The sequence below is a fragment of the Streptomyces sp. ME19-01-6 genome, from assembly GCF_033793745.1.
Lineage (GTDB): Bacteria > Actinomycetota > Actinomycetes > Streptomycetales > Streptomycetaceae > Streptomyces.
On sequence record NZ_JARAXF010000036.1, the window covers coordinates 80,728 to 93,844 of the forward strand.

The following is a 13,117-nucleotide window of genomic DNA, read 5'->3' on the forward strand; positions in this document are numbered from 1 at the left end:
CGAAAGTGTCAACTGTGAGCGAGACTACGCACAACAGTGCGGTCGCCAGCGCCCCGCCGTCGCCGGATGACGGCCTGGCCCCGGCAGAGCTGGCGGCGAAGTACGGGCTGTCGGTGAGCGGCGCCCGGGTGAGCCTGTCCGGGTACGTCCGGCAGATGTGGGGCAGGCGCCACTTCATTCTGGCTTTTTCGCAGGCCAAGCTCACCGCCCAGTACAGCCAGGCCAAGCTCGGCCAGCTGTGGCAGGTGGCCACACCGTTGCTGAACGCGGCGGTGTACTTCTTCATCTTCGGCCTGCTCCTGAAGAGCAACAGGGGCATGGAGCATGACACGTACATCCCGTTCCTGGTGACGGGAGTCTTCGTCTTCACGTTCACGCAGAACTCGGCGATGTCGGGTGTGCGCGCGATCTCGGGGAATCTGGGTCTGGTGCGGGCCCTGCACTTCCCCCGCGCCTCGCTCCCCATCTCCTTCTCGCTGCAGCAGCTCCAGCAGCTGATGTTCTCGATGATCGTGCTGGTCATCGTCCTGCTCGGCTTCGGGCACTACCCGGCCCCGGCCTGGCTGCTGATCCTCCCGGTGCTGGCACTGCAGTTCGTCTTCAACACCGGTCTCTCGCTGATCATGGCCCGGCTCGGGGCCAAGACCCCGGACCTCGCCCAGCTGTTGCCGTTCATTCTGCGGACGTGGATGTACGCGTCCGGTGTGATGTACCCGCTGGCGACCACGCTCAAGCGGGCGGGGGCGAGCGGCTGGGTCTCCGACGTCATGCTGGGGAACCCGGCGGCCGTCTACATGGACCTGATGCGGTACGCGCTGATCGACGGCTACGGCCACACGTACCTGCCTCCGCACGTGTGGGCGCTGGCCCTGGGCTGGGCGGTGCTCTTCGGCGCCGGCGGCTTCGTGTACTTCTGGAAGGCAGAGGAGCAGTACGGCCGTGGCTGAGCAGACCCTTGACGAGACCTCCCAGGCGCTCAAGGCGGACCAGGCCGCTCAGGCGGCCCCGGCCGCGGGGCGCATCCCGACCGTCATCGCCGACGATGTGCACATCGTCTACCGCGTCAACGGCGGCCCCCGTGGCCGCGGCAGCGCCACCGCCGCCCTCAGCCGCATCCTCGGCCGCAAGAACGCCCCGGGCATGCGCGAGGTGCACGCCGTGCGCGGGGTCACCTTCGTGGCCTACCGCGGCGAGTCGATCGGCCTGATCGGCTCCAACGGCTCCGGCAAGTCGACGCTGCTCAAGGCCGTCGCGGGGCTGCTGCCCACCGAACGCGGCAAGGTCTACACCGACGGCCAGCCGTCGCTGCTCGGCGTGAACGCGGCGCTGATGAACGATTTGACGGGCGAGCGGAACGTCATCCTCGGCGGACTGGCCATGGGGATGTCGCGAGAGCAGATCCGCGAGCGCTACGAGGGAATCGTCGACTTCTCGGGCATCAACGAGAAGGGCGACTTCATCACGCTGCCGATGCGCACCTACTCCTCCGGTATGGCGGCCAGGCTGCGGTTCTCGATCGCCGCGGCCAAGGACCACGATGTGCTGATGATCGACGAGGCGCTGGCCACCGGCGACCGGAAGTTCCAGAAGCGCTCGGAGGCCCGCATCCGCGAGCTGCGCAAGGACGCCGGCACGGTCTTCCTGGTCAGCCACAACAACAAGTCGATCCGGGACACCTGTGACCGGGTGCTGTGGCTGGAGAAGGGCGAGCTGCTGATGGACGGCCCGACGGACGAGGTCATCAAGGCGTACGAGAAGGAGACCGGCAAGTAGCCGACTTCCGCACGCAGACCACCAGCGCACCAGCAGGCCCCGCCGGATACCGTCCGGCGGGGCCTGCGGCGCTTGTCGGCTCATGTGCTTGTCGGCTCATACGGGTGGCGCTCAGGCGGTGGCGTCGAAGAGCGCGACGGTGCCGCGCACGCGGATGTGATGGCGCCCGAACCGGGACCCGAGCGCCTCGTCCAGCAGCTCCAGCGAGTCCGCCGAGTTGTTGAGCACCCCGCGCCTCACACACTCGCGCTGGTGGAGGCGGGAGACGGCCGTATGGCGCACTCCGTGCGCCAGCACGGTGCTGCCGAACACCTGGGCCCCCGGCTCGAGATGCGGCAGCAGATGGTCGAAGACCGCGAACTTCGCCGGCGATCCCGACGGCAGGCAGTGCAGCACGAAGTTCAACGCGGCTGAGGTGAAGCGCCGCCCGTCCAGTTCCATCGGGCGCAGCACATCACGGCGCAGCGCCGTGGGGCCGTAGCGCGCGATCCGGCGCTGTGCGGTCGCCAGCACCGTCGGGTTGAGGTCGACCAGGGTGATCTCCGGCAGGCGGCTGGGGAAGCGGCACCGGTCGAGGAAGTAGCCGGTGCCCGGACCGATGTCCAGATGGCGGCCGGATACATGCCGGTCGTAGAGGGCGAGCATCTCCTCGGGCGGGCAGCGCCACACCGCGCGGCACACCGCGCCCAGGACGAGCGTGTCGTACAGGGCGAGCAGGGGCCGCGAGTAGACGGCAGCCGCGGCGGCGGCGGCGCTTGCCTTGTCACGCTCGCGGTCACGCTGGTCTCCCATACGATCGGCTCCCTTCCCGGGCCTGCTCGGACTTTCTGAACCTGTGCAGGGCACAGCCTTCCTCCCTTTTACAGATCCCGGCCGGCGGCCGGTGGATACACGCGCAAGGGATGTATCCGCGTGACGCGGCGCCGGATCTGTTGGGCAGTACGGATACCGAGCGGAGGAAAGATCAGATGAGCCAGCCCGTCACCAGCAGGCCCGTCGTCATAAGCACGGAGTGGGACGCCATCGTCGTGGGCAGCGGGCTCGGAGGCGTCTCGGCCGCGGCCGTCCTGGCGCGCTCGGGGCTGCGGGTTCTCGTCTGTGAGCAGGGCGAAGGTCTTGGCGGGCTCGCGCACGCCTTCACCCGGGACGGGCGGACCTTCGACTCGGCGATCCGGGTGCTGGCCGAGGGCGAGATGGTGCTCGGGCTGCTGGACTGGCTGGGCGTCCAGGACCGGTGCGAGCTGACCGTCATCGACCATCTCTACCAGGCGGAGTTCCCGGGGATGAGCGTCTTCGCGCCCACGGGCCTGGAGGAGTTCATGGAGGCCCACATCCGGCTCTTCCCGGGCGAGGCGGAGGGCATCCGCGCCTTCTTCCAGCTGCGCCGCCAGATGTTCTGGGAGACGGCGCAGGCGCCCATGCGGGTGACCGACCCGTCGGCCCTCGGGCAGCTGGAGGAGCTGCTGCCGACGCTGATGAAGTACCGGACGGCGACGCTCGCGCAGGTCATGGACGAGTATCTGCGCGACCCGCGGCTGAAGGCCATGTGCTCGGCCCTGTGGCCGTATATGGGGGCGCCGCCCTCTCAGCTGTCGTTCTTCGCCTACGCCCAGTTCATCGGGGTGCTCATCGACGGCCCGTACTACTGCAAGGGCAGCTTCCAGAACCTGGTGGACGCCTTTGTCACCGCGGTCGAGCGGCACGGGGGCCAGGTCCTCACCGGCACCCCCGTCGAGCGGATCCTGCTGCAGGACGGCCGGGTCGTGGGGGTGCGCACGGCGGAGGGGGATGTGTGCACCGCCCCGGTGGTCATCTCGAACGCGGACGCCCGCCAGACCTTCGAGGAGTTGGTCGGCGCCGAGCATCTGCCCCCGCCCTACGCCCGGCGGCTGCGGCGGCTCCGGCCGTCGATGTCCGCCTGCGTCGTGTACGCGGCGACCACGCAGGACGTGCCCGCCCTCGGCGTCGCGCACGAGACCTTCAAGTACAACCACTGGGACCACGAGGAGACCTGGCGGGACCTGGTGGGCGGTCGGCCGGGCGGGATGTCGCTGTCCGTGATGACGATGCTCGATCCCGGGCTCGCTCCGCCGGGCGAGCATCTGCTGATCGGCACTGCCGTGGCGCCCTACCGGCTGCCCGGCGACAGGCCGTGGCAGCAGCACAAGGACCAGTTCGCCGACTCCCTGCTCGCCGAGTTCGAGTCCGTGATCCCCGGCCTGCGGAACCATCTGACGTTCCTGCAGGCGGGCACGCCCGTGACCATCGAGCGCTACACGCGCAATCACGAGGGCGCCACCTATGGCTGGGCGCTGAGCCCTCACCAGATCGGAGGAAAGCGGCTCGCCCATGAGACGCCGGTGCCCGGTCTGTTTCTCTCCGGCCACTGGACCGAGGAAGGTCCGGCGTCCTTCCGGGTGGTCCTCTCCGGCATGAACACCGCCCGTGAGGTGCTCGGCCACCTCGGCACCGGTCTGGACGTGCCCACCTTCAAACCCGACGACGTGCCGCAGCCGGCGCTGGACAGGTGAAAGGCAGCCCCCCCATGACCACCGTATTCGTGCCACCCGGCCCCCGGGGACACCCCGTGCTCGGCAGCATCCGCGAGATCCAGCGGGACAACGTGTCGGCGTTCATGCACGCGTTCCGGCACCACGGCGACATCGTCAACTTCCGCGGCCCGCTGAGGATCAATCTGCTGGCCCACCCGGACCATGTCCAGCATGTGCTGCGCGACCAGCACAAGCACTATCCGCGGCCGCGCAAGGTGCAGGGCTGCCTGAGCACGATCGTCGGGGACGGGCTGGTCGCCGCCGAGGGCGGCTCCTGGCTCCGGTCCCGGCGGCTCACCCAGCCCGCCTTCCACCGCGACATCCTCCGCCGCTTCGGGGAGACCTTCACCCGCGCCACCTCCGAGATGCTGGACGACTGGGAGCGGCGGCGCGGCCAGGGCCGGCCGCTGGACATCAAGTCGGAGATGATGCATCTGAGCCTGGCCAATCTGGCCCGGGCGCTCTTCAAGGCGGATCTCACCGACGTCATCGCCAGGATCGAGCCGGCCGTCCAGGGAGCGCTGAGCTTCACCCACCGCCGGATGACCTCTCCCGTGGACCCGCTGCGCATCCCCTCCAAGGCCCGGGGGCGCTTCCGGGACGCGCTCGGGACGATCAATTCCGTGCTCTATCCGATGATCGTCGCGCGTCGCCGGGAGGGCGGCGAGGACGACCTGGTCAGCATGCTCATCGACGCCAAGGACCCCGCCTCCGGTGAGGCGTTCACCGACGAGCAGATCAGGGACGAGGTGAGCGGTTTCTTCGTGGCCGGTCATGAGACGGTCTCCACCGCGCTCACCTGGACCTGGTATCTGCTCTCGCTCAACCCCGAGAGCAGGCGCCGGCTCCAGGACGAGGTGGACCGGACGCTGGCCGGGCGCGTCCCGACCGTCGACGACCTGCCGAAGCTCACGTACACGACCATGGTGCTCCAGGAGGCCATGCGTCTGTATCCGCCGATCTTCGTCTATATGCGCTGCGCCGCGCGGGACGACGAAATCGGCGGCTATCACGTGCCCGCCGGGCGCTGGGTGGTGGTCTGCCCCTATGTGACGCACCGCCACCCCGAGTTCTGGGACAACCCGGAGGGCTTCGAACCCGAGCGGTTCACCACCGAGAACAGCGCGGGACGCCATCGGATGGCGTATCTCCCGTTCGGCGCGGGACCGCGCAAGTGCATCGGCGACTCGTTCGCGATGCTGCAGATGCCCCTGGTGGTCGCCATGGTGGCGCAGCGGTTCCGGCTGGACCTGGTGGAGGGCCAGCAAGTCTTCCCGGAGCCGGCGATCTCCCTGCGCCCCCGGGACCCCATGTGGATGTGGCTTCGGCCCGCTGAGGAGGTTTCCCGATGACCCGTCAAGCGCCAGGCCGCAAGGGCGAGCCCGTCCTCGGCAACGCACGGGCCTTTCAGGCCGACATCCTGCAGGCCCTGCAGCGGGGGCGCCGGGAGTACGGCGATATCGTGCGGTTCGAGGGCATCGGCCCGCTCTTCCCGGTGTTCTTCGTCGGCCACCCCGACGGGGTCAAGGAGATCCTGCAGGACAAGCACCGCAACTTCCCCAAGACGCCCTTCGTCAGCGACCGCTGGCGGGCCCTGGTGGGCGACGGCCTCATCTGCAGCGAGGGCGAGCTGTGGAAGCGGCAGCGCAGGCTCTGCCAGCCCGCCTTCCACCGCCGCCTGATCACCAGCTTCGCCACCGGGATGACCGAGGTCACCGCCGAGCTGCTGGACCGTTGGGAGGTCGCGGCGCGCGCGCACCGCGAGGTGGATGTCACCCTCGACATGACCCGGCTGGCGCTGAGTGTCCTGGGCGGCGCCCTGTTCGGCGCCAACTGGCGGCAGGACTCCGAGGTCATGGCCCACGCCGTCGAGGTGGCCATCGGCGAGGCGTACAAGAAGTTCGGTAAGTTCGTCAGCCTGCCGGAGAGCGTGCCGACCCCGGCCAACCTGAGGTTCGCCAGGGCCAGGAAGCAGCTCGACCGGATCATCTACCGCGTCATCGAGGACCGGCAGGCCGACCGGGGGCCGCACCCCGACGATCTGCTCGAAGCGCTGATGACCGCCACCGAGGACGACGGCTCGGGCATGACCGTCGAGCAGGTCCGCAACGAGGTCATGACCTTTATGTTCGGCGGTCATGAGACCGTCGCCTCCGGGCTGACCTGGGCGCTGTATCTGCTCTCCCGCCACCCCGAGATCGCCGCGCGGCTGGAGACCGAGGTGGACGAGGCTCTGGGCGGCCGCCTCCCCGGAGTCGAGGATCTGCCCCGACTGCCCTATGTGGACCGGGTGGTGCGTGAGTCGCTGCGGCTCTACCCCCCGGTGTCGCTCATCTCGCGCACCCCGCTGCAGGACGACACCGTGCAGGGCTACGACATCCCCAAGGGTTCGATGGTGCTGCTCTCCTCCTATGTGACCCATCGACACCCGGACTTCTGGCCCAACCCCGAGGGCTTCGACCCCGATCGCTGGATCCCGCTGGGCGAGCAGGGCCCGCACCGCTACGCCTGGTGGCCGTTCTCCGGCGGTCCCCGCAAGTGCATCGGGGATGTCTTCGGCCTGCAGGAGATGAAGTTGGTGCTGGCCATGATGGCGCAGCGGGTACGGATCCGGCTCGCGCCCGGCCACCCCGTGATCCCACGCCCCGGGATCACCCTCGGACAGGAACATGGCGTGATCGCCACTGTCGCGCTGCGCGAGAAGGCGCCGACCGCCGCGCCCCGCGCCCTTCCGGTCGCGGACCCCGAGGCCGTCGCAGCCGCCGCGGCCGCCGCGGGCTGCCCGGTGCACGGAGGTGGAGCGCGATGACGCTCGCCACCGAACCCGCCCTGCGGGCGGGCCTGGAGACCGTATGGGCCTATCTACATGAATGCGTGGGCGCCCGGCAGCACGCGCTGGCCGACCGGCTGGTGACCCGGGAGGCCCGGCTGCACAATCCGCCCTGGCTCGGCCCGGACGGTCGCGGCGCGGCCGGCGTCCGGGACCATCTCGTCCTGCTGCACCGCGCGTTCCCCGACCTGCGTGCCGAGGTCGATGACCTCTTCGGCGCCGGTGACCGGGTCGTGGCCCGGCTCACCCACCGGGGGACCCACCGAGGGCCCTGGCTGGGCGTCCCCGCCACCGGGCGAGAGGTGGAGTTCTCGCAGACGCTGATCTTCCGCGTCGAGGACGGCCCGGGCGGCCGGATCGCCGAGATGTGGCAGGAGGCGGATGCGCTGGGCACCCTGATCACCCTGGGCGCCGCGCCGCCGCTGGGCACCACCAGCGCGCTGCGCGCGCTGGGCTGGGCCATCGCGGCGGCGCACCACCGGGCCCACCATCGCGTACCGCAGGACCAGCCGTGGCCATGGCGGGGCACCGACCGGCAGCACACCGCCGCATTCCGCGGCGCCCTGTCGGGCACCGCCCCGGCCTCCGCCGACCTGCTCGAGGCCAATGTCCTGCCGCTGCGGCGCTGGATCGCGGAATGCGTCAACGAACAGGCCGTGCACATCTGCCAGGAGATCTTCCACGAGACCTATCGAGGCCACTCCCCGCCCCACGCCGAGCCCGAGCCGCTGCGCGGCCCCAAGGGCTACGAGCGCTTCATCCGCGGGATCCTGACCGGCTTCCCCGATGCCAAGGCGACCATCGAGGACCTGATCCCGGTCGGCGACCGGGTCGCCTGCCGGGTCCGGATGACCGGCACCCACCTGGGCCCTTACCGCGGACTGCCGCCCACCGGCCGGCCGTTCACCCTCGGGCAGATCGTGATCTGCCGCATCGAGGACGGCAAAATCGTGGAGAGCTGGCAGGAGATCGACGCACTGGGGCTGATGCTGGGCTTCGGGGTGGTGCCCCGGCCCGGGTCCGGCTCCGCCGGCTATCTCCTGTGGTTCGCCCGGCTCGCCGCGACACTGGCCACCGCCCCGCGCCGGATCGCCGCCGCACACAAGGGGGCGAGGGCATGACCGGGGCCCGTGAGACGGCCGACGCGGCGGTCCTCGGCCGCACCCTCGCGACGTACGGCGGCGCGGGCCGCTGGGCGTCCGCCGAGCGGATCGAAGCGGAGCTCTCCTGCGGCGGTCTGCTCTTCCGCTGGAAGCGCGGCAGCGCCGGGACCTTGGACCGGATGCGCGTCACCGCGGACGTGGCGAGGCAGCGGATCCGGTTCCACGGCTTCGACGGCCCCTTCGACGGAGTGCTGGAAGGGCACGAGGTGCGGCTGGAGCGGGACGGCGCGGTCGCCGCGCGGCGCACAAACGCCCGCGCTCCGTTCCCCGGTGGCCGCCGCCTGCTGCGCTGGGATTCGTTGGACATGATGTATTTCCTGGGCTACGCCTTGTGGAACTACCTCGCCTTTCCCGCACTGCTGCTCCGTGAGGACATGAGCTGGCGCGCCGACGGCCCCGATGCCCTCCTGGCGCGCTTCCCCGAGCACCTGGCCACCCACTGCCCACAGCAGCGCTTCCGGCTCGACCCGGCCACCGGCCTGGTCACCGAGCACGAGTACACCGCCGAGGTCTTCGGCCGCAGCTGGGCGCACGCCTGCCATCTCACCAGCGAGTACCGGGACGCCGACGGCGTCCCGTACGCCTCCCGCCGCCGGGTGATGCCGAGGCGCCCGCGGGCCGGGGGAGCGATGCCGCGCCCCGTGCTCATCTGGGCCGACATTCACGACTACGCACTGACGAAGACTCGGTAAGGAGAAAGTCCATGCTCGATCGCTTGGCCCGGGCCATCGTCCGGCGCCCCAGGGCGTTCCTCATCGCGGTCCTCGGCTTCATGCTGATCGCCGGCCCCTTGGGCGGGCCCGTCGTCGGCAAGCTCGTCAACGGCGGGTTCGAGGACCCGAAGTCGGAGTCCAGCCTGGCGAAGCAGGCCCTGGATCAGCACTTCGGGGTGAAGGACTCCAACCTGGTGCTGCTGGTCCGGGCACCCGGCTCGGTCGACTCGGGCGCGGCCGCCGAGGACGGTGCCGCCCTGACCCGGCGGCTTGCGGCCGAGCCCGGGATCTCCCAGGTCGGCTCCTACTGGAGCCAGGGCAGAGACCAGCGGCTGCGCAGCGAGGACTCCCGGTATGCGATGGTCATCGGGCACATCGGCGGCGGTGAGAACGCCGCCGCGGACCGTGTCGAGGGGCTGCGCGAGGAGTTCGCCGGCCGGCAGGGGTCCTTGGACGTGAAGCTCGGCGGCAGCACCGCCATGGGCTTCGACACCGACCACACGGTCCAAAAGGACCTCCAGAAGATGGAGGCGATCGCCTTTCCGGTGCTTTTCGTCATCCTGGTGCTGGTGTTCGGCAGTCTGGTCTCGGCGCTGCTGCCCCTGCTGATGGTCCTTCCGCTGCTGCTCGGCACGCTGCTCATGCTCCGCACCATCACGCTGTTCACCGATGTGTCGGTCTTCGCGCTGAACGTGACGACCATCATCGGACTCGGCATCGCCATCGACTACAGCCTGTTCATCGTGACCCGGTACCGGGAGGAGATCAGGGACCGTGGCGGCGATCTGACGGACAAGGAGGTGCGGTCCGCGGCGATCGTGGCCGCGGTGCGCACGGCCGGGCGCACCGTGGTGTTCTCCGCCGTCACGGTGATGCTCTCCATGGCCGCCCTCGCGCTCTTCCCACTGCTGTTCCTGCGCTCGATCGCCGTAGCGGGTATCGGTGTGATGCTGTTCGCCGCGCTGGCGGCCACCATCGTGATGCCGATGCTGCTCGCGCTGTTCGGCGCGAAAATCGACAGCCTGGATCTGCGGAAGGGCGTGCGGCGTCTGCTCGGCCGTCCGCCCCGGCCGCGGGCCGAGCTGGAGCGCGGCGTGTGGCATCGGCTGGCCACCTTCGTGATGCGTTTCGCCGCGCCGGTCGCCGTGGTGGCGACCGCGGCTCTGCTGTTCCTCGGACTTCCGTTCCTGGGCGCCAAATACAGCCTGCCGGACGACCGTCAGCTGCCGAAGACGGCGCAGAGCCGCCAGGTCGGGGACGTCATCCGCGAGGACTTCGTCTCCCGGGAGGCCGATGTGATCGCGATCGTGGCCACCGGGGTCGGGGACCCGAAACGGCAGACCGCGGCGATCGGCGCGTACGCGGAGCGGATTTCGAAGCTCGACGGCGTGGAGTCGGTGGCCTCGTCCGCCGGTGTGTTCGCGCGCGGCGCGCGGGTGGCGCCGCCCGGACCCGCCACCGCTTCACTGGCCGCGAAGTCCGCCACCTATCTGCGGGTCTCCCCGGAGGTCGAGCCGTTCTCCGCCGCCGGTGAGCGGCTGGTGCACGACATCCGCGGCGCCGACTCCCCCTGGCCGGTGAAGGTGGCGGGCAGTGGCCCCGCACTGGTCGACACCAAGGACGCGCTCGGCGACCGGATGCCCACGGTGCTGGGTTTCATGATGCTCTCCACGTTCGTCCTGCTCTTCTTGTTCACCGGCAGTCTGCTGTTGCCGCTGAAGGCACTGGTCCTGAACGCGCTGAGTCTGAGTGCGACCTTCGGTGCCGTGGTGTGGATCTTCCAGGAGGGCCACCTGGCGGGGGCGTTGGACGCCACGGTGACCGGGTCCTTGATCACTCTCACCCCCATCCTGATGTTCTGCCTGATGTTCGGCCTCTCGATGGACTATGAGGTGTTCATGCTTTCCCGGATCAAGGAGGAGTACGAGCGCACCGGGGACAACCCCGCCGCCGTCGCGCGCGGCCTGGAGCTGACCGGCCGGCTGGTGACGGCGGCGGCACTGCTGCTGGGCGTGGTGATGGTGGTGAGCATGTTCACCGCACAGATCACCTTCCAGAAGATGCTCGGCCTCGGTCTGACCGTCGCCCTCGTGGTGGACACCCTGGTCGTCCGCGGCCTGCTGCTGCCCGCCTTTATGCGGCTCGCGGGCTCGGCCAACTGGTGGGCCCCGGGTCCGCTGCGCCGGGTGCACCGGAGGTTCGGGCTCAGCGAGGCGCCGGGCAGGACGGGCGAGGGCCGCACGGCGAAGGCTCCTTCGGTGGCGAAGGAGCCCGATGTGTCGGCGGCGGCCGGTTCCTGAGACACACCCGGGCCGGGCATGACCGTGATGCCCGGCCCGGCCGGCTTGCCCACGCCTCAGGTTCGCCGCCCGAGCCTCACAGCCGTGCCGCCCCCTCGCGCACCTCGTCCGGCTCCGCCCCGGCGGCCATGGCGGCAGGGGCGCGGCGGGCTTCCCGGATCAGCAGCACGGCGGGAACCAGCCCCAGCAGCAGCGGGGTCGGCTCCAGGATGGCCGCGCCCACCACGCTCCACGCGGCCAGCCCCCAGCCGATGGACTGCGGCACCACGACGCCGAGCCGGGCCAGATGGCAGACCAGGACGCCGAGCAGCAGCAGCGGCACGGCGAAACTGGCGAGCACGATCCAGAACGCGCCGTTGGCCCCGCTGGGGTGGGCGAACTGCTCACGCGGCAGACCCCACAAGTCCCCGCGGAACCAGTCGTCCATGTGTCCCGTGTTCTGCGCCCCCATTCCCACCAGGTGCCCGATGCCCAGAACGACCAAGCTTCGTCCCGCCCAGAGCGTCCTCATGGCGGCCCCTTTCGAAACTAATAGTTTCGGAACTGTCGGTACCATAACATGAGCCCATGGGAAGACCGAGGGATACCCGGGTGGACGAGGCGATCCTGGCCGCGACCCGCGAACTGCTGGCGCGCAACGGATACGCCGGTCTGACGGTGGACGCGGTCGCCGAGCACGCCGGCATCGGAAAGGCGGCCATTTACCGCCGCTACGCCACCAAACAGGAGATGGTGTTCGCCGCCGCGGTGCACCGTCCCGTCCTGGCGGCGCCGCCCGACACGGGCAGCCTCCGGGGTGACCTCACCCGGCTGGTCGAGGACATCGTCGCCACCCTCGGCAACCCGGCGGCCTCCTCGGCCGTCCTCGGCCTGCTCGCCGACCTCGGGGCGTCCTCCGGTCTCGCCGACCGCTTCCACGCGAGCTTCGTCACCAGCCAGCGGGCGGTGGTCGCCGAACTGATGGGCCGGGCGGTGGCCCGCGGCGAACTCGGCGCGCCCCCGGACGTCGACCTCGCCCACGCGCTGCTCGCCGGCCCGGTCTTCGCCACTCTGTATCTGCAGCGCCGCCGTCCGGACGGCCTGGCCGAGCGGCTGGGCCGCACGGTCGCCGACACACTCCGCCTCGAGGACCAGGCGGTCGGCCACGGCGGGCACGCCACCGGGAGCGCCACCACCTGAGCGGCCCCGCGCCCGCTCCCGACGGTTTCCGCCTCTTCCTCCGCCCTTCTTCCCCGCCGCGGTGTATCCGCCGCGCCCGCCCGCGGATCTGTGGGGGTGGAAGGCGGCACACTGCCGCCGCGGCCTGCGGAGGGGGAGCGGGATTCGTGGAGGAACACAGGACGCCAGGGGCCGCGGGTCCGCGCGTCGCCGTCGGCGTCGACCTGGTCGAGGTCGCCCGCGTCCGGTCGCTGTTGGAGGACAATCCCGCGGCCGAGACAGAGCTCTTCACCACCAGGGAAATCCGCTACTGCGCGGGCAAGCGCAATCGGTACGCCCGCCTGGCGGCCAGGTTCGCCGCCAAGGAGGCCGCCCTGAAGGCGCTGGGCACCGGCCTCGGCCCGCGCATGCGGTGGACCGACGTCGAGGTGGTCAATGAGCCCCTGGGCCGGCCCAGGCTGCGGCTGCACGGCACCGCCGCGGAGGCGGCCGGGGCGCCCGGCAGCTGGTCGGCCGAGATCTCCCTGACCCACACCGATGACTACGCCATGGCGCAGGCGATTCTCCTGCTCCCGCCGGCCGCCGACCCGCCGGCCACGCGCCGGACCGGCCACTGACGAAGGAACAC

The 13,117-nt window shown here is 70.6% G+C and carries 12 protein-coding genes; 10 read left to right on the top strand and 2 right to left on the bottom strand.

Features of this window, described 5'->3' with window-relative positions:
* Positions 1–14: 14 nt before the first annotated feature.
* Positions 15–947, top strand: a complete 933-nt coding sequence (locus PV419_RS44210) for an ABC transporter permease (protein WP_319698806.1) — start codon at positions 15–17, stop codon at positions 945–947.
* Positions 940–1,773, top strand: coding sequence for an ABC transporter ATP-binding protein (locus PV419_RS44215; RefSeq protein WP_415925517.1), 834 nt, complete (start codon positions 940–942; stop codon positions 1,771–1,773). Before PV419_RS44210 ends, PV419_RS44215 begins: the two co-directional genes overlap by 8 nt.
* Positions 1,774–1,884: 111 nt before the next feature.
* On the opposite strand, the gene PV419_RS44220 is transcribed toward PV419_RS44215, so the two are convergent.
* Entirely contained in the window at positions 1,885–2,565 is a 681-nt protein-coding gene (locus PV419_RS44220; RefSeq protein WP_319698808.1) for a class I SAM-dependent methyltransferase, read from the bottom strand.
* Positions 2,566–2,741: 176 nt separating this feature from the next.
* On the opposite strand from PV419_RS44220, the gene PV419_RS44225 reads away from it, so the two are divergent.
* Genes PV419_RS44225 through PV419_RS44250 form a run of 6 tightly spaced genes read left to right on the top strand, consistent with a single transcriptional unit; the run spans position 2,742 to position 11,331 of the window.
* On the top strand, positions 2,742–4,304 hold the full coding sequence (locus tag PV419_RS44225; RefSeq protein ID WP_319698809.1) for an NAD(P)/FAD-dependent oxidoreductase: 1,563 nt from the start codon (positions 2,742–2,744) through the stop codon (positions 4,302–4,304).
* A 14-nt stretch (positions 4,305–4,318) separates the two neighbouring features.
* Positions 4,319–5,677, top strand: coding sequence for a cytochrome P450 (locus tag PV419_RS44230; RefSeq protein WP_319698810.1), 1,359 nt, complete (start codon positions 4,319–4,321; stop codon positions 5,675–5,677).
* Positions 5,674–7,134 carry a cytochrome P450 gene (locus tag PV419_RS44235; protein ID WP_319698811.1) on the top strand — a complete coding sequence of 487 codons (1,461 nt, stop codon included), beginning with the start codon at positions 5,674–5,676 and terminating at the stop codon, positions 7,132–7,134. Before PV419_RS44230 ends, PV419_RS44235 begins: the two co-directional genes overlap by 4 nt.
* The gene (locus PV419_RS44240) at positions 7,131–8,276 is read left to right on the top strand and encodes an ester cyclase (RefSeq protein ID WP_319698813.1); all 1,146 of its coding nucleotides are present in this window, start codon (positions 7,131–7,133) and stop codon (positions 8,274–8,276) included. Before PV419_RS44235 ends, PV419_RS44240 begins: the two co-directional genes overlap by 4 nt.
* A complete protein-coding gene (locus tag PV419_RS44245) occupies positions 8,273–9,010 on the top strand; it encodes a hypothetical protein (RefSeq protein ID WP_319698814.1) in 738 nt (245 codons plus the stop codon). Before PV419_RS44240 ends, PV419_RS44245 begins: the two co-directional genes overlap by 4 nt.
* 11 nt (positions 9,011–9,021) lie before the next feature.
* Positions 9,022–11,331 (top strand): MMPL family transporter, encoded by a 2,310-nt coding sequence (locus tag PV419_RS44250; protein WP_319698816.1) that lies wholly within the window; start codon positions 9,022–9,024, stop codon positions 11,329–11,331.
* Positions 11,332–11,407: 76 nt separating this feature from the next.
* Here the strand turns inward: PV419_RS44250 and PV419_RS44255 are convergent, their stop codons facing one another.
* Positions 11,408–11,842, bottom strand: a complete 435-nt coding sequence (locus PV419_RS44255; protein WP_319698818.1) for a DUF6463 family protein — start codon at positions 11,840–11,842, stop codon at positions 11,408–11,410.
* A 56-nt stretch (positions 11,843–11,898) separates the two neighbouring features.
* On the opposite strand from PV419_RS44255, the gene PV419_RS44260 reads away from it, so the two are divergent.
* Positions 11,899–12,510, top strand: coding sequence for a TetR/AcrR family transcriptional regulator (locus PV419_RS44260; protein WP_319698820.1), 612 nt, complete (start codon positions 11,899–11,901; stop codon positions 12,508–12,510).
* Positions 12,511–12,656: 146 nt separating this feature from the next.
* Positions 12,657–13,106, top strand: coding sequence for a holo-ACP synthase (gene acpS, locus PV419_RS44265; protein ID WP_319698821.1), 450 nt, complete (start codon positions 12,657–12,659; stop codon positions 13,104–13,106).
* Positions 13,107–13,117: the final 11 nt, after the last annotated feature.